Origin of the sequence: Kineosporia sp. A_224, assembly GCF_002198655.1 — a bacterium.
Taxonomy (GTDB): Bacteria; Actinomycetota; Actinomycetes; order Actinomycetales; family Kineosporiaceae; genus R-H-3.
In genome coordinates this window covers 1-18,574 of record NZ_MWLN01000111.1, presented here as the reverse complement: position 1 = coordinate 18,574, position 18,574 = coordinate 1, and the positions used below count along the sequence as shown (strand labels likewise).

16 protein-coding genes and 2 pseudogenes are annotated in these 18,574 nt (G+C 76.8%); 7 read left to right on the top strand and 11 right to left on the bottom strand.

Going from position 1 to position 18,574, the window contains the following annotated elements:
- The 4 genes and pseudogenes from EDJALFJO_RS09575 to EDJALFJO_RS09560 all read left to right on the top strand — a co-directional run.
- Positions 1-1,211 (top strand): annotated as a pseudogene (locus EDJALFJO_RS09575) (hypothetical protein); the annotation flags it as partial.
- Positions 1,208-1,624 (top strand): roadblock/LC7 domain-containing protein, encoded by a 417-nt coding sequence (locus EDJALFJO_RS09570; RefSeq protein WP_088284561.1) that lies wholly within the window; start codon positions 1,208-1,210, stop codon positions 1,622-1,624. The pseudogene EDJALFJO_RS09575 and the gene EDJALFJO_RS09570, both read left to right, overlap by 4 nt.
- 199 nt (positions 1,625-1,823) lie before the next feature.
- Positions 1,824-3,044: a DUF742 domain-containing protein gene (locus EDJALFJO_RS09565; RefSeq protein WP_088284559.1), complete on the top strand. Its 1,221-nt coding sequence runs from the start codon at positions 1,824-1,826 to the stop codon at positions 3,042-3,044.
- Positions 3,025-3,612, top strand: a complete 588-nt coding sequence (locus EDJALFJO_RS09560) for an ATP/GTP-binding protein (RefSeq protein WP_088284557.1) — start codon at positions 3,025-3,027, stop codon at positions 3,610-3,612. The genes EDJALFJO_RS09565 and EDJALFJO_RS09560 overlap by 20 nt, the downstream gene beginning before the upstream one ends.
- Before the next feature lie 69 nt (positions 3,613-3,681).
- On the opposite strand, the gene EDJALFJO_RS09555 is transcribed toward EDJALFJO_RS09560, so the two are convergent.
- From EDJALFJO_RS09555 to EDJALFJO_RS09540, 4 genes are all read right to left on the bottom strand, one after another.
- Complete coding sequence (locus EDJALFJO_RS09555) at positions 3,682-5,349, bottom strand: class I SAM-dependent methyltransferase (protein WP_088284555.1); 1,668 nt, start codon at positions 5,347-5,349, stop codon at positions 3,682-3,684.
- A 278-nt stretch (positions 5,350-5,627) separates the two neighbouring features.
- Positions 5,628-7,916, bottom strand: coding sequence for a sodium-translocating pyrophosphatase (locus EDJALFJO_RS09550; RefSeq protein WP_088284553.1), 2,289 nt, complete (start codon positions 7,914-7,916; stop codon positions 5,628-5,630).
- A 357-nt stretch (positions 7,917-8,273) separates the two neighbouring features.
- Positions 8,274-8,654 (bottom strand): ATP-binding protein, encoded by a 381-nt coding sequence (locus EDJALFJO_RS09545; RefSeq protein ID WP_088284551.1) that lies wholly within the window; start codon positions 8,652-8,654, stop codon positions 8,274-8,276.
- Positions 8,655-8,700: 46 nt separating this feature from the next.
- Entirely contained in the window at positions 8,701-9,066 is a 366-nt protein-coding gene (locus tag EDJALFJO_RS09540) for an STAS domain-containing protein (RefSeq protein WP_088284549.1), read from the bottom strand.
- Between the two features lie 157 nt (positions 9,067-9,223).
- Here EDJALFJO_RS09540 and EDJALFJO_RS09535 point away from each other — a divergent pair, with 157 nt between their 5' ends.
- A complete protein-coding gene (locus EDJALFJO_RS09535) occupies positions 9,224-11,623 on the top strand; it encodes a DEAD/DEAH box helicase (protein WP_233149773.1) in 2,400 nt (799 codons plus the stop codon).
- Between the two features lie 39 nt (positions 11,624-11,662).
- Here the strand turns inward: EDJALFJO_RS09535 and EDJALFJO_RS36330 are convergent.
- From EDJALFJO_RS36330 to ssd, 7 genes are all read right to left on the bottom strand, one after another.
- Positions 11,663-11,939: Rv3654c family TadE-like protein (locus EDJALFJO_RS36330; RefSeq protein WP_369812507.1), on the bottom strand; the 277-nt coding region annotated here is incomplete at its 3' end.
- Between the two features lie 98 nt (positions 11,940-12,037).
- Positions 12,038-12,361 carry a TadE family type IV pilus minor pilin gene (locus EDJALFJO_RS35460; protein ID WP_233149772.1) on the bottom strand — a complete coding sequence of 108 codons (324 nt, stop codon included), beginning with the start codon at positions 12,359-12,361 and terminating at the stop codon, positions 12,038-12,040.
- Between the two features lie 63 nt (positions 12,362-12,424).
- The gene (locus tag EDJALFJO_RS09520; RefSeq protein WP_088284543.1) at positions 12,425-12,781 is read right to left on the bottom strand and encodes a DUF4244 domain-containing protein; all 357 of its coding nucleotides are present in this window, start codon (positions 12,779-12,781) and stop codon (positions 12,425-12,427) included.
- A 326-nt stretch (positions 12,782-13,107) separates the two neighbouring features.
- Positions 13,108-13,704: a hypothetical protein gene (locus EDJALFJO_RS09515; RefSeq protein ID WP_143448405.1), complete on the bottom strand. Its 597-nt coding sequence runs from the start codon at positions 13,702-13,704 to the stop codon at positions 13,108-13,110.
- Positions 13,704-14,528, bottom strand: coding sequence for a type II secretion system F family protein (locus tag EDJALFJO_RS09510; RefSeq protein WP_088284540.1), 825 nt, complete (start codon positions 14,526-14,528; stop codon positions 13,704-13,706). The genes EDJALFJO_RS09515 and EDJALFJO_RS09510 overlap by 1 nt, the downstream gene beginning before the upstream one ends.
- Positions 14,525-15,805 carry a TadA family conjugal transfer-associated ATPase gene (locus EDJALFJO_RS09505; RefSeq protein WP_233149771.1) on the bottom strand — a complete coding sequence of 427 codons (1,281 nt, stop codon included), beginning with the start codon at positions 15,803-15,805 and terminating at the stop codon, positions 14,525-14,527. Before EDJALFJO_RS09505 ends, EDJALFJO_RS09510 begins: the two co-directional genes overlap by 4 nt.
- The gene (gene ssd, locus EDJALFJO_RS09500; RefSeq protein ID WP_088284538.1) at positions 15,802-16,938 is read right to left on the bottom strand and encodes a septum site-determining protein Ssd; all 1,137 of its coding nucleotides are present in this window, start codon (positions 16,936-16,938) and stop codon (positions 15,802-15,804) included. Before ssd ends, EDJALFJO_RS09505 begins: the two co-directional genes overlap by 4 nt.
- Before the next feature lie 542 nt (positions 16,939-17,480).
- Here ssd and EDJALFJO_RS09495 point away from each other — a divergent pair.
- Both EDJALFJO_RS09495 and EDJALFJO_RS35455 read left to right on the top strand, forming a co-directional pair.
- Positions 17,481-18,350: an HAD family phosphatase gene (locus EDJALFJO_RS09495; RefSeq protein ID WP_088284536.1), complete on the top strand. Its 870-nt coding sequence runs from the start codon at positions 17,481-17,483 to the stop codon at positions 18,348-18,350.
- 39 nt (positions 18,351-18,389) lie between these two features.
- A pseudogene (locus EDJALFJO_RS35455) lies at positions 18,390-18,574 on the top strand (hypothetical protein); the annotation flags it as partial.

The following is an 18,574-nucleotide window of genomic DNA, read 5'->3' as shown; positions in this document are numbered from 1 at the left end:
TCGTCGCGTCCGCCCGGGACTCCGGAACCGACGTGCTGCAGCCCCCGGCGGCCCGGCGCGACGAGCCGGCCCCGGCCGGACGCGACGAGGGCAGCGCCCCTGCCGACGCCCCCGTCGACGCCCCTGGCGGTCTTCCGCGCCGGCAGCGCGGGGCCTCGACGCCGCCGCCCGCGCCGTTCGCGTTCCCGACGGCGTCGCCGTCGTCGCCCGCAGCGCCGTCCGTGCCGTTCGGCTCGCCCCTGACCTCGCCGTCGCCCGCTCCCGAGACCGCCCCGGCCGACGAGGCCGCGACGGAGCCGGCACCGGCGGCCGCGGCCGTCACCCCGGTCGAGAGCAAGGCCGCGCCGACCCAGGAAGTGACGCGGACCCGCCCGAGCATGGGTGAGGGCGCCGCTCTCACCGGTGAGCTGCCGGTCCGTGGTCGCACCGGCGACGCACTGCCGCCGGTCAAGCCCTCCGCGGCACCGGTCCCGCCGGTCGCCGTCCCGGGCGGCCGGTCGGACGGCAACGGCAACGGCAACGGGCCCGCCTCGAGCGGGGGCGCCCCCGGCGCCTGGAACCCCTCGCTGCCGACCGAGCTCGCGGCCCGCTCCGCGGCCGACGCCGCCGCCCAGCGGTACCGCCCGGCGAACCCGAACGCCCCGATGATCGGCAGCGACTCGCCGCCCGCGTCGAGCGCGCCGACGCCGATCTTCGACTCCATCTCGGTGTGGTTCTCCACGGACGCCTCGGCGCCCTCGACCGGTGCGGTCGACGAGGTCGAGCACGTCGTCGACCTGCGCGACGGTGCGCGCCAGACGGTGACCGCAGGGGCGTCGTCGTCCAACCGCTGGGCCGCCCTCGGCGACCAGCAGTGGCTCGCCGCCAGCGCGCGGGCCGCGGCGACGCCGGAGATCAGCGGCACGACGGGCACCGGCCTGCCGATGCGTCGGCCGGGCGCCAACCTCGTCCCGTCCGCGGCGGGCGCCACCACGGCGTCGGCACCGGCCGCCGCGGGCGGCCGCCCCGCGGCCGTGGCCACCGCGCCCTCGGCACCGGTGCACCGCGCAGACCCCGAGGCGGTCCGTGGCCGGCTCGGCAGCTACCAGCGCGGCCTGACCTCCGCCCGGCGGTCGCGGCGCGCACCCGGCGACGGGGACACCCTGTTCGCCGGCCCCAAGGACGGCAACGGCACGACGAAGACACCCGAAGGCACGGGAGGAGACACGTGAGCACGGGGACAGGTACTGACGTCGGCTGGCTGGTCGACGGGTTCACCCACAGGGTGCCCGGCGTGGCCCACGCGGCCGTCGTGTCGGCGGACGGCCTGCTCATGGCGAGCTCGGCCGGGCTGCCGCGCGACCGCGCGGACCAGCTCTCGGCCGTCGCGTCAGGGCTCGGCAGCCTCACGAACGGGGCGGCGCTGTGCTTCTCGGCCGGCGCCGTCGTCCAGACGGTCGTGGAGATGCAGGGCGGCTTCCTGCTGCTCATGGCCATCTCCGACGGCTCGTGGCTGGCCGTTCTCGCCTCACCGACGTCCGACATCGGCCTCGTCGGCTACGAGATGACGCTGCTCGTCGACCGGGTGGGCGAGCACCTCTCGCCGGCCCTGCGGCAGGCACGCGGCTGGTCGGGCTCGGCCTGAGGCGACGATGAGCCAGACCTTCGAACCCACGCGGAGCGCCGATGAGCGCCCGCGTCCGTCGCGCGAGCCCGGTCGTGGCTCGCGCGGCGGTCTGTCGCGGGGTGACAGCCCCGTGACGCCGTGGAGTCGGGGGGACTCGGAACGCGGTGGGACACCCGCCGAGGCGGTCGCGGCCGCGGACCGGGCGGCGGGCCGACGGGTGCCGTCCCAGCCGCCGGCGGGGACGGCGGTGCGCGGCGGCGACGCCGCCGCGGCCGACCATGCCGCGGCCCGCGCCTGGACGCAGGACATGCACGGTTTCGGCAGCGGTCGCTCGATCGGGATGCCCGCGTCGTCCGCCCCGGCAGAGCCGGACGTGGCGGCGGGGCCGCTCGACATGCTGACGGCCGCGGCCGCCGTGGACGCCCAGTCGGTCGTCCTCGGCCTGGACGCGCCGGTCATGGCGCTCGTCGGAGCCGACGCCGGCTACCTCGGGGCCGACCTCGGCGGCCCGGCCTGGGCCGCACCCGGCGGGCAGGGCACCGGCCGCGCCGAGCAGGGCGACGGCCGGCGTGCGACCCGCCGCGGGATCGCGGAGGCCAACGCGGCGGCACCCGAGGGCGGCGACGACCGCTCGGCACGACGCGGACGCTCCTTCAGCGGGCCAGCGGCAGCACGCGCCCTCGGCAGCAAGATCTCGGCGGAGGACGGCGGCAGCAGCGGCCGTGGCTCGGACCGGGGCCGGCCGGGGCGGCGCTACCTGCCCGTCCCGCAGGAGACCGGTGACCTGGCGGCCGTCGACGACCCGAACAACCCGGTTCCCGTGGGGCTCCAGCCCGGTCAGCTACCGCAGGGGATGCCGGGCGCGCCGACCGGCCCGATGCAGTCCGGGCTCATGCACCAGGACGCCGGGCCCGTCCCGCCGTACGCCGTCCCGCCGCCGCCCCCGATCAGCACCGGCTCCGTGCCGTGGCTGACCGGCGAGCAGGACGCCGTCAGCATCACGGCGGCCCTGGGTGACCCGTTCACGGACACGGGTGCGACCCAGATGCTCCGCCCCTACGACGACGCGGCAGACCTCCCTGCGGAGGGTCCCGCGCCGTCCCTGGTGCGGCCCTACGCACGGACCGGCGGGCGCACCAAGCCCGGGCACGACCTCGACCTCGAGGCGCTCGTCGTCACGACGGTCAACGGGCGGGAGGCGTGGTCCAGCCCCCTGCTCAACCCGGAACACGTGCAGGTCATCGGCCTGTGCGTCGACACGACCAGCGTCGCCGAGATCGCCGCGCGGCTGTCGGTGCCCATCGGCGTCGCCCGCGTGATCATCGCCGACATGGTGGACCTCGGACTCGTCGAGGTCGGCAAGACCTCGGCGAACACCGGGGACGAACGCGACCCAGCATTCCTGAGGAGGGTACTCAGTGGCCTTCAGCGGCTCTGACAGCCGACCGACCCGGTCGACGAAGATCGTCGTCTCGGGCGGTTTCGGCAGCGGTAAGACGACGTTCGTCGGAGCCGTGTCCGAGATCGTCCCGTTGCGGACCGAGGCGGTCATGACGTCCGCCAGCATCGGCGTCGACGACCTGTCGGCGACGCCGAACAAGACGACGACGACCGTCGCGATGGACTTCGGCCGCATCTCGATCGACAGCGAGCTGGTCCTGTACCTGTTCGGGTCGCCCGGGCAGAACCGGTTCTGGTTCATGTGGGACGACCTCGTGCGCGGTGCCATCGGTGCCGTCGTGCTCGTCGACACCCGGCGCCTGCAGGACTGCTTCGGGCCGATCGACTTCTTCGAGGCCCGGAACCTGCCGTTCGTCGTCGCGGTCAACGCGTTCGACGGGGTGCTCCAGCACCGGCCGGAGGAGGTCCGCGAGGCCCTCCAGCTCGGCCCGGACGTCCCCGTGCTCGTGTGCGACGCCCGCGAGCGGGAGTCTGCGAAGCAGACGCTCATCGCGGTCGTCGAGCACGCGCTGCGGACCTGGACCTCCGCGTCGGTGCCCCAGTAGCAGCGGTCCCGCCCCCGTCACGGGCGCCCCGGCCGGCATCCGCCGGTCGGGGCGTTCGCGCGTCCGCGCTCAGCCGGCCGGGGTGAGGAAGCCGTCGAGGACGAGACCGCGGACGTCGGGCAGAACCTCCGCGGCGAGGGCGTCGGCGGGGACGTCGAGCAGGTCGGCGAGCGCGCCGACGATCGCCCCGACAGGCAGGTCGCCGTCGCACGCGCCGACGAGCCCGGCGAGCGCCGTGCCGGCCCGGACGCCGCGTCCGTAGCCGCCGCCCTGCCGCAGCAGGACGACCGTGGGGTCCTCCTCGCCCGGGCGGTGGTGGCGCTCCTCGGTGACGTCGGGGGCGACCCGGAGCCGGGCCGCGGCGAGCGCGGCGTCGTCCGTGCCGGCGAGCCAGGTGTGGGCCTCGAGGACCGCGGCGACGTGCTCGCCGAGCGGGGCGTCGAGCGGGGCGCGGACGTCCTCGACCCGACGCAGCGGCCGGCCGGGGCCGGCGGGGCCCGCCGGGCCGGTCGCCGGGCGGTGCAGGACGACGACCCCGAAGCCGACGCCCTCGACCGCGCGGCGCTCGAAGTCGTCGAGCCAGGCGGCGTAGAGCGCGTCGTGCTGCGGCCCGCCCGCGGTGCCGCCGTCGCGGATCCACATCTCGGCGTACTCCGCGGCGTCCTGCACCTCGCGCTGGACGACCCACGCGTCGAGGGCGCCGTCCCCGCGCTCCTGCGCGGCGCGTGCCGCGTCGTCCAGCCAGCCGCCGACGCGGTCCTGCCAGGGGACGCCGGCGCGGTGCTCCCAGTTGCCGAGCATGACGGCCGTCCCGCCGGGGGCGAGGACCGCGCCGGCACCGGTCACGAGCCGCCGGACGATCTCGTCGCCCTCGAGGCCGCCGTCCCGGTACTCGTACGTCGTCACGCCGTCCGTGCGCGGGGTGATGACGAACGGCGGGTTGCTGACGAGGAGGTCGAAGCGCTCTCCCGCAACGGGTTCGAGCAGGCTGCCCAGGCGCAGGTCGAGCGCCGACGACTCGCTCGCGGAGCCGCCGTCGTTGAGCGCCCAGGTGAGCGCGGCCATCGCGAGCGCCCGCCGGGACACGTCGGTCGCGATGACGGAGCGGGCGTGCCGGGAGGCGTGCAGCGCCTGCACCCCGCAGCCGGTGCCGAGGTCGAGCACCCGGCCGACCGGACGGCGGGGCGTGCAGCGGGCGAGCATCGTCGAGGCTCCCCCGACCCCCAGCACGTGGTCGGGCCGCAGCGCGCCGCCCGTCGCGAGCTCGCCGAGGTCGGAGACCACCCACCAGTCGGCGCTGCCGCCGGCGTCGACGGCGCCGTACGGTCGCAGGTCGACGCGGGCCCGCACCGGGTCGTCCGGGCCCTCGCCGGCGGCGTCGACGAGCCCGAGCCGCCGGGCGCCGTCCGTGCCGAGCCGTGGCAGCGCCCGGTCGACGACGGCGCGGGGCACCGGGAGCCCGAGGACGAACAGCCGCAGGAGCGCCGCCACGGGCTCCGTGCGGGCCGCGGTGGCCCGGAGCACCGGCACGACCTGTTCGCGGCCCAGTGCGGCGTGGGCGACCGGACCGACGAGGTCGGTGACGGCGTCGACGGTCCAGCCGTCGAGGTCGGCCCGCAGCGCGCCGACGAGGGCCGGGTCGACCCGGGGCGCGTCCGTGGATGCGACCGTCGTGGCGTGCTCGTCGCCGGCGCTCGTGCTCCGGCCGGTGGTCGTGCTGGCAGGTCCGGCGCTCACGCGCCAAGTCTGCCGGGTCGCGCCTTGCTCTGCCCGCACCGGCGAGCCACCCGCCCGGGGTCTGTGATCGCCGCCTCCGTACCCGTAGGGCGACCGGAACCGCCCTGCGGGTAGACGGGCGCCGATCTTGCGGGGCGGCGTGGCCCGCCGGACGCAGCGAGGCCCCGGACGCGGTCGGCGTCCGGGGCCCCGGTGCTGCTGGTCGTGCGGTGCTGCTGGCGGTGCGGTGCTGCTCGTGGTGCGGTGCTGCTGGGTGGTGCGTCGTTCCGGTGCTCCGGTCAGGCGGTGACGGCTGCCTTCGCGGGAGCGTCGTCACCGATGACCGACACGCGCCGCTTCGAGATCGTCACGGCGATGATGATGACGACGACGGCGACGAGCGCGATGGCGATCCGGACGGCGGTGTTCGCGTCGGAACCGACGCTCAGCTGGACGACGGCCGGGGCGATGAGCACGGACACCAGGTTCATGACCTTGATGAGCGGGTTGATCGCCGGGCCGGCGGTGTCCTTGAACGGGTCACCGACGGTGTCGCCGATGACCGCGGCCGCGTGGGCGTCGCTGCCCTTGCCGCCGTACTGGCCGTCCTCGACGATCTTCTTCGCGTTGTCCCAGGCACCGCCCGAGTTGGCGAGGAAGACGGCCATGAGGACGCCTGAGCCGATCGCGCCGGCGAGGTAGCCGGCGAGCGGGCCGACGCCGAGGCCGAAGCCGACGGCGATCGGGGCCATCGCGGCGAGCAGGCCGGGGGTGGCCAGCTCACGGAGCGAGTCCCGGGTGCAGATGTCCACGACGCGGCCGTACTCCGGCTTCTCCGTGCCGTCCATGATCCCGGGGTGCTCGCGGAACTGGCGGCGCACCTCGTAGACGATGGCACCGGCGGCGCGGGTGACCGCGTCGACGGCGAGGCCGGAGAACAGGAAGACGACCGAGGCGCCGATGATGAGGCCGACGAGGACGTTCGGGCTGACGATCTGGTAGAGGTCCGCCCCCGCCGTCTCGCCCGCCTTGGTGAACGCCGTGGTGACCGCGTCGTTGTACGACCCGAAGAGCGCGGTCGCCGCGAGGACGGCCGTCGCGATCGCGATGCCCTTGGTGATGGCCTTCGTCGTGTTGCCGACGGCGTCGAGCTCGGTGAGGATCTGCGCGCCCTCGCCGTGGACGTCGCCCGACATCTCCGCGATGCCCTGGGCGTTGTCGCTGACCGGGCCGAAGGTGTCCATCGCGACGATGACGCCGACCGTGGTCAGCAGGCCGCAGCCGGCGATCGCGATGAGGAACAGCGACAGGGTGACCGAGCCGCCGCCGAGCAGGAAGGCCAGGTAGACCGCCCCGCCGATGGTCAGCGCCGTGTAGACGGCCGACTCGAAGCCGACGCCGATGCCGGACAGGACGACCGTCGCCGCACCGGTGAGGGTCGTCCGGGCCACGTTGTTCGTGGGGGGCGAGTCCGTGCCGGTGAAGTAGCCGGTCAGCCAGAGGATGATGCCCGCGAGGACGACACCGATGATGACTGCGGCGGTCGCGATGAGCCGCGGGTCGCCGTCCTGGCCGGCCAGCGGGGTGCTCTCGAACGTCGACGGCAGGTACACGTACGCCGCGACGGCGCACAGCACCGCGGCGACGATCGCCGACAGGTAGAACCCGCGGTTGATGGCCGTGAGGCCGTTCTCGCCCGGGCGCGGCTTGGTGACGTAGACGCCGAAGACGGCCGTCAGCGCACCGATGGCGGGGACGATGAGCGGGAAGACCAGACCGGTCTCGCCGAACGCCGCCTTCCCGAGGATCAGGGCCGCGACGAGCATGACGGCGTAGGACTCGAAGAGGTCCGCGGCCATGCCCGCGCAGTCGCCGACGTTGTCGCCGACGTTGTCGGCGATCGTCGCGGCGTTGCGCGGGTCGTCCTCGGGGATTCCCTGCTCGACCTTGCCGACGAGGTCGGCGCCGACGTCCGCGGCCTTGGTGAAGATGCCACCGCCGACACGCATGAACATCGCGAGCAGCGCCGCACCGAAGCCGAAGCCCTCGAGGACCGCCGGGGCGTCGCCCCGGTAGATGAGGACGACGACGCTGGCGCCGAGCAGGCCGAGGCCCACGGTCGCCATGCCGACGGTGCCGCCGGTGCGGAACGCGATGCGCATGCCCGCGTCGCGGCCGCCCTCCTCGCGGGCCGCCGCGGCGACCCGGAGGTTCGCCCGCGTGGCGAGCCACATGCCGAGGTAGCCGATCGTCGCCGAGAACCCGGCGCCGACGACGAAGAAGAGGCTCCGTCCGATCTTGATGCCGTTCTCCCCCGGAAGGAAGAACAGCAGGACGAAGACGAGCGCGACGAACCAGACCAGCGTCTTGAACTGTCGGTTGAGGTACGCCGACGCGCCTTCCTGGACCGCCTTGGCGATCGTCTTCATGTTCTCCGTGCCCTCGCCGGCTGCGAGTACCTGGCTCCTGAACAGCGCCGCCATACCGAGCGCGACCACCGAGATGGCCGTGACGACAGCGACAAGAGTCAGGTTTCCGCCGGTGAGGGTCACCTCCGAGCCTTCTGCGGCACGGGTGATCCCTGGCATCCGTCCTCCTCGACGTGTGCAAGGCCCCGCCTCGAGAACCGCCCACGACCTCCCTGAGGGAGGCGGAGGCGTCGAGCGGGACGTCGGCGGTGAACCCGGCCGGCCGTTCCGGCGGGCACCGAACGCCGGGCAGTCTACGGAACGTGACGACCGCCACCAAACGGGGGTGGCTGTGACCTTGTCGACTCCGGTACGGGACGTCCGACCTGGGCCGATGCCGGCGCGGATGCTCACCGAGGGTGGTCGGCAGAAGGGGCAGGACGGGCGGTCCGGGACGTGCGACGAACGGTGCGTGACGACCCGGCGGGCCCGGTCGATGCAGGCCGCGCCCGGGGGCACCCGGCGGTCGCCGGCGCGTCAGTCCGCCGAGCGGTCCCAGCTGAGCCAGACCCGGCCGCCGCGGCCGCCGGGGCCGTCACCGAGGTCCATGTCGTCCGACAGGCCGCGGACCAGCGCCAGCGCGACGTACTCGTCGTCGCCCTCGGCCGCGTCCGCCGCGTCGGTGACGACGATCTCGAGCCGGGGGCCGGCGTCGTCCACCTCGACGAGCATCGGCTCCGTGACGCCGGTGTCCCCGCAGCGGCGGACCGCCCGCGCGCACATCTCGCCGACCGAGAGCCGGATCGCGTCGAGCTGGTCCTCGCCGAGGCCGGCGCGGCGTGCGACGGCGACCGCGACGAGCCGTGCGGTGCGCACGTGCTCGGCGGCAGGGCTGAACCGCAGGGCGACCGTACTCATGTCGGGAGCGTGCCTCATCCGGTCGGCGGGCGACAGTGCGCCGGTGTCAGGCGTCGGCGCCGTCGGGGGTGCTGCTCGTGTCGGCGAGCGCCTCCTCGAGCGTGGCGTGGATCGGGAAGACCTTGGTCAGCCCGGTGATCCGGAAGACCTTGAGGATCTTCTCCTGGGCGCAGACCAGCCGCAGCGTGCCGTCGTGGGACCGGACGCGCTTGAGGCCGCCCACGAGGACGCCGAGCCCGGTGGAGTCGAGGAACTCGACGCCCTCCATGTCCACGACGAGGTCGTAGTGCCCGGACGCGACCAGCTCGTTGAGCCGCTCGCGGAGCGAGGGGGCCGTGTACACGTCGATCTCCCCGCTGACGGAGATGACGGTGCGAGCACCCTCCTGGCGGCTCGTGACGGTGAGCTCCAACTCGCCCTCCTCGGACGTTCGACGTGCCTTCCCGCGCCGGGGGTCGGCGAGGGACGAATGGCATTCAACCACTCCTCGCGGGAGCCGCCCTGCCAGCCGCCCCTGCCGCTGCCCTCTCGTGGCGCCGGCTGTCGGAGGCACGGGCCACACTGCGGGGGTGACCGCCCCGCAGCAGCGCACGCCCGTGGACCGGCTGCTCACCGGCCCGGGCCGCGCCGAGCGGGTCCGGCACGTGCACACGGTCCCCGAGCGGGCCGGGCGGCCGGCCGCGTGGCCGCACTGGGCCGACGCCCGGGTCGTCGAGGCCCTCGGTGCCGCCGGGATCACGGCACCGTGGCAGCACCAGGTCGCGGCCGCGGACGCGGCGCACGCGGGCCGGCACGTCGCGCTCGCGACCGGGACGGCGTCCGGCAAGTCCCTGGCCTACCTGCTCCCGGTGCTCACCGCTGTCCGGGCCGGCGCCGCGGCCCCGAACGGACGGGGCGCGACCGCGCTGTACCTGGCGCCGACGAAGGCGCTCGCCGCCGACCAGCTCGCGGGCGTCGCCCGGCTCGACGTGCCCGGGGTCCGCGCCGCCACGTACGACGGGGACACCCCGCGCGAGGAGCGGCGCTGGGTCCGCGAGCACGCGAACGTCGTCCTCACCAACCCCGATCTGCTGCACCACTCCCTGCTCCCCGGCCACGAGCACTGGTCGCCCTTCCTGCGGGCTCTCTCCTTCGTCGTCGTCGACGAGTCGCACCACTACCGCGGCGTCTTCGGCTCGCACGTCGCCGCCGTCCTGCGCCGGCTGCGGCGGGTCTGCGCGCGGTACCGCAGCGAGCCGGTGTTCGTCCTGGCCTCCGCGACGACCGCCGACCCCGCCGGGACCGCGCGACTCCTCACCGGCCTGGACGCCGAGGTCGTCACGGACGACGCCTCGCCCCGCGGGGCGATGCACGTCGTGCTCTGGGAGCCGCCACTGACACCGGGCGGCGGCGAGCACGGGGCACCGACCCGTCGGCCGGCGGTCGTCGAGACCGCCGAGCTGCTCACCGACCTCGTCGCGGCCGGCGTCCCGACCCTCGCGTTCGTCCCGAGCCGGCGCGGCACCGAGACCGTCGCGGCCACCGCCCGGCGCCGGCTCGACGAGGTCGAGCCGGGTCTCGGCGAGCGGGTCGCCGCCTACCGCGGCGGGTACCTGCCCGAGGAGCGGCGCGCGCTCGAGGCCGCGCTGCGCTCCGGCGCGCTCCTCGGGCTCGCGGCGACGAACGCCCTCGAGCTCGGCATCGACGTGAGCGGCCTCGACGCGGTGCTCATGTGCGGCTGGCCCGGACGGCGCTCCTCGCTGTGGCAGCAGGCCGGCCGCGCGGGACGGCGCGGGCGGCAGGCGCTCGCCGTCCTCGTCGCACGGGACGACCCCCTGGACACGTATCTCGTCAACCACCCGGAGGCGGTCTTCGGACAGCCGGTGGAGGCGACGGTCCTCGACCCGTCGAACCCCTACGTGCTCGCGCCCCATCTGTGCGCCGCCGCGGCGGAGCTGCCGGTCACCGCGGACGACCTCGCGCTGTTCGGGGAGGGGACCGCCGAGCTGCTCGGGGCCCTGGCAACCCGCGGGTTCCTCCGCAGGCGACCGACCGGCTGGTACTGGACCCGGCCCGACCGGGCGAGCGACCTCGCCGACCTGCGCGGGACGGGCGGGGACCCGGTACGGATCGTCGAGGCCGCCACCGGGCGGGTCCTCGGCACCGTCGACCCGGGCTCCGCGCACCACGCCGTGCACACGGGGGCCGTCTACCTGCACCAGGGCGAGCCGTGGTCGGTGCGCGGCCTCGACCTCGGCGAGGGGGTCGCCGCCGTCGAGCGGACGACGGACGAGGTCTCCACGCAGGCCCGGGAGGTCGTCGACATCCGCGTCCTCGGGGTGCGGGAGGAGCGGGACTGGGGCCTGGTCAGGCTGCACCTCGGGACGGTCGAGGTGACGTCTCAGGTGGTGTCCTTCCTGCGCAAGCACGTGACGAGCGGCACCGTGCTCGGCGAGGAACCGCTCGACCTGCCGCCGCGGTCTTTGCGGACCACCGCGGTCTGGTGGACCATGCCGGCGGAACTGCTCCTCGCCGCGGGTGTCGACGCGGAGAGCGTCCCCGGCGCGGCCCACGCCGCGGAGCACGCGGCGATCGGCCTGCTGCCGCTCGTGGCCGCGTGCGACCGCTGGGACGTCGGCGGGGTGTCCACCGCGCTGCACCCTGACACCGGACTGCCGACGATCTTCGTGCACGACGGGCACCCGGGCGGTGCCGGCTTCGCCGAGCGGGGGTACCGGTGCGCCCGCACCTGGCTCGAGGCGACCCGGCGGGCGGTCTCGGACTGCGAGTGCACGCACGGCTGCCCGTCGTGCGTGCAGTCCCCGAAGTGCGGCAACGGCAACGAACCGCTCGACAAGGCACGGGCGCTGCATCTGCTGGACCTCGTGCTGCAGCACGCCACCGCGGACGAGACGACCGGCGACGACGACGGTGCCGGCGTTGTCGTGGGCACCGGCGTGCCGCCCGCGGGTGCGGCCGCGGCGGTCTGACGACAGGGCCGCCGGCGCGGCGCCGGCGGCCCTGTCGTNCGGCGGCGAGCGGCGGCGGACCGGCGCGGGCGACGACCTCGGCCGGCCCCACGACCGCCCAGGGCGCGGGCACGGGAACGGACGCCCGCACCTCGACGACCCCGTCACCGAGGACGGTGCACGCGACGAGGGCGGCCCCGTCGCCGGCGACGACCGCGGCCGCGCGGGCGCAGTCCGGTTCGGGCCAGGCGGAGGCCGCGGCCAGGGCCCCGAGGTCGGCGGCGGCGTCCGCGCGGTGCCTGGCGGTCACCGCCTGGACGAGGCCGACCCCCGCCACGGCGCACGCCGCGGCGACGAGGACGGTGCCGAGCACGAGGATGCTGCCGGCGCCCCGCTCGCCCCGGCCGCCCTGCACTGCCTGGCCGCCGCCGCGGGTCACGAGAGCTCCTCGGCGTCGGCGACGGCGCGGGCGCGGACCGAGACCGCAGGAGCGCCCGGCAGCGAGACGTGCACCGCCGCGGACACCGTGACGACGACGCCGGTGCCGGAGCGCCCCACCGAGACCGTCGCGCCGGGAGGGGCGAGCGCCCGGGCCGCCGCGAGGACCGCCCCGGGGCTGTCGCCCCGGGCGGCACGGCGGGCGGAGGCCCGGGCCGCGTCGACGGCCCGGACCTGGGCGCCGCCCACCTCGACCACCCCGAGCACGAGCCCGAGCACGAGGACGACCGCGGGCAGCGCGAGAGCCGTCTCCGCAGTCACCGTTCCGCGCTCGCGGGCGGGCCTGGTGCCGTGCGCCGCGGGGCGGCCGAGGGGACGCACCGCTCAGCCCACCGACAGCGCGCGACGGATGATGCCGAGCAGCAGCCCGCGGACCTGGCCGCCGCTCAGGATCGCGACGAGCAGACCGGCGAAGCCGCACGCGGCGAGGGTCGCGATGGCGTACTCGGCCGTCGCCATGCCCGCGTCGTCCGCCGCGCGACGGACGCGGGAGCCGTTGCTCCGCAACGCCTGCACGACGTGGGCCCGGCGCCGGCCCGCCCGACCGGCGACCGGTTCGTGACGGCGGACGAGCGCCCCGGGGCGGATGGACGGCGCGGGCAGCACCGGCGGTTCGGACGGCACGGACGGGGCGGACCGGGCCGGCGGGACGGGAAGCAGGGTCGCGGACAGCAAGGGCATGAGGACGCTCCTTCGATGAGACGGATCGGGCGGGAACGGCCCGGTGACGCCGGGCGGTGGGACAGGTCGGCCGGGACGGATCGGAACGAGAGGCACTGGTGCGCAACGGTTCTGCACCGCTCGGACGACGAGGCCCGGGAGCAGCCTGCCCCGTCGGGACCGCTGCGCGCCGGGCCGAGAGGCCCACCTGTGGACGGTGGGACGAACGCCGGAGCTGTGGACGGGTCGAGGCCGGCCGGACGCCCGGACCCCTTGCGGACCCGTTGCGCCGCAACGGGTCCGCAAGGGATCCGGACGACTCCCGATCTGCCGCGCCGCCTGTTCCCTCAGCCGAGGAGCAGGTCGAGAACGAGCGGCGCCACCGTGAGGAGCACGAACGCGGGCAGCAGGCAGAGCCCGGTCGGCAGCACGACGAGGGTGCCGAGCCGCCGGGCGGCCACCGTGCTGCGGGCCGCCCGGGCGCGGCGGGCCTGGCTCGCGGCCGCCTGGACGAGCGGGACCGGGCCGAGCCCTGTCGCCGCGGCGAGGCCGAGCGCCTCGGTGAGGGCCTCGAAACCGCCCTCCCCGGATCGGAGTGCGCCGGCCGCCGCGTCGTCGGCCGCGTCGAGGGCGTCGGCGACGGACTCGACCGCCACCGTCGGCGGGAGGCCGGTGAGCAGCGCCGCCGCCACCAGGTCGGTGACGACCGGGACCGGCGTCCCGCTGCCGGGGCGCCTGTCAGGACCCCGGCGCGGCCGACCGGCGAGGCTGCGGCCGCCGGCAGCGGACCGGCGCACGGACCACCTCGACCGCGGACCAGGCACGACCCCCGGACCGCTGCGCCGCACCCCGAGCGCGCGGGACAGGCGGGCCACCGGGTCGGGCGGCACGAGCAGAGCGACGGCGGCCGCAGCGAAGACCCCGGCCGTCACACCACCGGACATCACCGGCCCGCCGCCGCGGCGCGCCGGACGAGGGCCCCGGACCAGGCGCGACCGGTCACCCACAGCAGGAGCCCGGCGGCCAGGCACAGCCGGCCCGGGCCGGTGAGCAGGAGCACCCGCACCGGGTCCGCTCCGACCAGCGCACCGAGGGCCAGCCCCGCGGCCGGGAGCCAGCCCAGCACCTGGGCCGTCGCCTGCGGGCCCGCGAGGGCGGCAGCCCGCTCGTCGGCCGCAGCAAGCTCGGAACGGACCGCGGCGGAGAGCCGGTCGACGCAGTCGGCGGCCGGGGCACCGGTCCGGTCGGAGACCGCGGTCGCGACCGCGAGCCAGCGCAGGACGTCGGCCGGCACGGGACCCGGCGGGGACGCCGCCGACCGCTCACGGGCCAGCAGGTCCGCGGCACCTCGCAGCGCCGTACCGCCGGAGCCCCCGGCGGCGAGCGACTCCGCGACGAACGCGCACAGCGGCCGGGCGGGGCCCGGTGCGGCGGCGAGATGGCTCCACACCGTCCGCGGGCCGAGGCCGGCCCGCAGCAGGGCCGAGACCCGGTCGAGGAGCGCGACGACCGCCTCGAGGTCGACCGCCGACCACGCTCGCCGGCGACCTGGTCCCCGGGGCGCAGCGCGGCGCACGGCCGACTGCACGGCCCTGCGCACCCTCGCGTGCACGGGCCTGTGCGCAGATCCGGGGTCCGGCGACCCACGGTCGGGGGGCCCCGTCGGCCCGGCCCTTCCGGCGTCGAGCCGCCGTTCGACCGGCGACCGGACGAGGAGCGCCACCGCGGCGGCCGCGGCGAGCGCGGCGCCCGCCTCGGCGGCCGTCACGGCGCACCGCCCACGGCGCCCGGCGACAGGCGCAGCGCCGTGGCGAGACCCGGCCAGGCCGGCCCCGGGACGGGCGACCCGTCGCCGGAGCGGGTCAGCGCGGGCTCGACGACGAGCCCGGCGCGGGCGTCGCCGCTGACGACCGCGACCTCCGCGACCCGGCGCAGCCCCGCATGCCGCTCGACGTGCACGACGACGTCGATCGCCGCGGCGACCTGGCCGGCGAGCGCCCGCGGCGACATCCCGGCGAGGCTGCCGAGCGCCTCGAGGCGCGCCGGGACCTCCGCGCACGCGTTGGCGTGCACCGTGCCGCAGCCACCCGCGTGGCCCGTGTTGAGCGCCGCGAGCAGCTCGCGGACCTCGGGCCCCCGGCACTCGCCGACGACGATCCGGTCCGGTCGCATCCGCAGGGCCTGGCGGACGAGCTGGTCCAGCCCGACCTCCCCGCGCCCTTCGACGTTCGCGTGCCGGGCCTCGAGCCGCACGACGTGCGGATGGTCCGGCCGGAGCTCGCCGACGTCCTCGACGAGCAGGATCCGCTCGGCGGGCGGCACGAGCCCGAGCAGTGCCGCGAGCAGGGTCGTCTTGCCGGCACCGGTGCCGCCACTGACGAGGAAGGCCGCGCGCCGCCGGACGAGCGCCTCGAGCACGGCGGCCCACGCCGCGGGCAGCGCACCACGGGCGACGAGGGCATCGAGGTCGAACCCGACGGGCCGCAGCACCCGCAGGCTCACGTGGGTGCCCTCCGGGGCGAGCGGCGGGACGACGGCGTGCAGCCGGACGCCGCCGGGCAGCCGCGCGTCCACCCACGGCATCGCGTCGTCGAGGCGGCGCCCCGCGAGGGTGGCCAGCCGGACGGCGAGCGCCCGCACCTCCGGCTCCCCGCCGAGCCGGAGCACCTCGGGCTCGGGGCCGCGGCCGCGGTCGACCCACACCGCACCGCCGCCGTTGACGAGGACGTCCGTCACGGCAGGGTCCGCGACGAGCACGCCGAGCGGGCCGAGACCCCAGACGTGGTCGCGCACACCGTCGACGGCGACCCGCAGGTCGTCGGACCCCAGGTGCAGCCCGGCGGCACCGGCGACCGCCTCCCGCACGTCGGTCGCGAGCGCGCCCCCGACCGGGGCGGCGTCCGCGCCCGGGGAGGAGGCGGCGTCCGCCGCGCGCCGGTGCGCCCGCAGGGACCGGACCGGCTCGGCGAGGCGCGCCGGGTCGAAGCGGGCCGGCGGGACGGCCTCGCGGCGCCCCGGCCCCGGCACCCAGGCCTGCCCGCTCACGGGCAGAGCTCGCCGACGAACCGGTCGGCGAACCGGCCGAGGGCCCCGCGGGGCCGGACGGCCGCCGCCTCGCCACGGTCGAGCGCGGCGGCGAGCCCCGGCTCAGGCGGCAACGCGGCGGCGAGCGGCAGGTCCAGCAGGCCGGCGACCGTCTGCGCGGGAAGCCCGCTCGGCGCCGGCCCGCGCACGACGAGCCGGACTTCCGCGACGTGCGCCTGCACGGTGGCCACGAGGCGGGCGGCGGCGGCCACCGCCCGGACCTCCGCCGGTACGACGAGCAGCACGGCGCGGCAGCGGTCGAGGGCTGCCTCGCCCGCCTCCCCCAGTGCCCGCGGGAGGTCGACCACGGTGAGGTCCGCCTCCCGGGCCGCGGCGTCGAGCACCGCCGCCACCGCCGCCGGCGTCGCGAGCGCAGCCGGGCGGCCGCCCTCGCCGGAGGTGCGCTCGGACAGCGCCCCGGCGCCCCACGACAGGACCCGGACGCCGTCCACGTCGGGGCACGTCGTCGTGAGCAGCCCGGGCTGGAGCCGGCCGTGCACGTCGGCGACGTCCGCCCAGCGCAGCCCCGGGGCCCCCTCGGCCCCGAGGAGGAGGTCGATCCCGCCGCCGAGCGGGTCGCCGTCCACGAGCACCGCCCGCAGCCGGCGCCGGGCGGCCGCCAGAGCCAGCGTCACGGCGAGCGTGCTCGCACCGGCGCCGCCGCGGCCCCCCGCGACGCCGACGACGGCCCCGCCCGGCGGCCCGCTCACCGCGTCGACGAAGCGGTCGACGAGCCACGACTCACCCTCGGGCAGCACCGCGACGTGGTCGGCCCCCAGACCGAGGGCGTGCCGCCAGACGTCGCCGTCCGGCGGCCCGGGCGACACGACGACCACAGGACCCCGGGCACCGGTCTCGCGCAGGCCGGCCGGGTGCCCGTCGTGGCCCGGGTCGGCGACGTCGGCGCCGACGAGGACGAGCGGTGCCTGCCCCCAGGGCGGGGGCGACCGCCGGCCGGCCCGGGCCGGGAGCAGCGGCCGGTCGACGGCGGCGCCCGCGACGCCGGCCAGGGTCACGAGCCGGTCGGCGAGCGCGTCGTCGCAGGTCAGAAGGGTCACGGGGACGGGCGCCGGGCCCGCAGGAGGTTCGGTCATGGCGGCAGGCTGCACCGTGGCGGCGACGTCCTGCCGTGCTCGCCGGTGCCCCTGTGGACAGCGGCCCGTGCGGCGCACCTGTGGACGGGTCGACGTCGGACAGACGGGCTGGCCCGAGCCGGGGACGGGCCGGGAACGCGCCCCCGGACGAGCCCCGGAACAGGCTGCGACGGGCCCGTGCGGGATCGGTCGATCCAGATCCAGGGCGTGCTGCTGCACATGCAGATGCACCGCAAACGGCGACGGCCCCCGCTGGGGGGGAGCGGGGGCCGTCTTTGCCGGTCCGGCTCGGGGGGGGAGGAGTCGGACCAGCGGCACGGCGATAGAAGCCGGCGCGGCAAGTGTGTACCCCGGCGACCGCTGAGGCAACTGTCTCGGGAGGACGAACCGCGGCGCCGGATCTGGCCTCCCCGGCCACGACGAAAAACATCATCGGCGACCCCCCGGTACGACGAGATCCGTCGTGAGCCGCCGATCCCCCGTGAGGACGCCCGGCCCCGCGGCGGCCCCCGTCGGCGCGCCGGCGCTCCTATCCTGGTGCGGTGACGAGCGCCCCCCGCAGCGCGGCCTTCTTCGACCTGGACAAGACGGTCATCGCCCGGTCGAGCACGTTCGCGTTCTCCCGGCCGTTCTACGCGGGCGGGCTCATCACCCGTACCGCCGTCCTGCGCGGGGCCTACGCGCACTTCCTCTTCCTCGCCGGCGGCGCCGACCACGACCAGATGGAGCGGATGCGGCAGTACCTCTCCCGGATGGTCACCGGCTGGGACGTCCGGACCGTCAGGTCGATCGTCGCCGAGACGCTCGCCGAGCTCATCGAGCCGGTCGTCTACCGGGAGGCGACGGCGCTCATCGCGGAGCACAAGGCCGCGGGCCGGGACGTCGTCATCGTCTCGTCGAGCGGCGCCGAGGTCGTCGAGCCGATCGGGGCGATGATCGGCGCCGACAGGGTCGTCGCGACCCGGATGGTCGTCGAGGACGGCCGCTACACCGGCGAGATCGAGTTCTACGCCTACGGCGAGAACAAGGCCCTCGAGGTCCGCCGGCTCGCCGAGGAGGAGGGCTACGACCTGTCGCAGTCCTACGCCTACAGCGACTCCGTCACCGACGTCCCCATGCTCGCCGCCGTCGGGCACCCCACGGCGGTCAACCCGGACCGCGGCCTGCGCCGCGAGGCGGTCGCCCGCGGGTGGCCCGTCGTCGACTTCACCGAACCGGTCACGCTTCGCACACGTGTCGCGGGTGGGGTGCAGCGCGTCGACACCTGGCGCCGGACGAACGTCGGGCCCACGCTGGACGTCGTACCGCGCCCCGTCGCGATCCGGCTCGCCGTCGGTCTGGCGGCGGTCGCGGCCGCGACGGCTTGGTTCGTCGCCCGACGGCGCGCCCCCGCGGCGGCCGGCCGGGCCTGACCGGCCCGGACCCTCCGGGCAGACGCAAGGAGGTGCCGGATGAGCCGCGAGGTCGTCGGCACCGCGACCCCCGACGCGCCCGTCCAGGTCGCCGTCCGGCCCCGCGACGGCGGACCCGCACCCGAGACCGACGCCGGCGCTGCCGGACGCCGTCCCGCCCCACCGGCCGCACCCCGGGGGCACCACCCGGACGGGAGGCCCGGGGCCCCCCGGCCGGGTGGTGC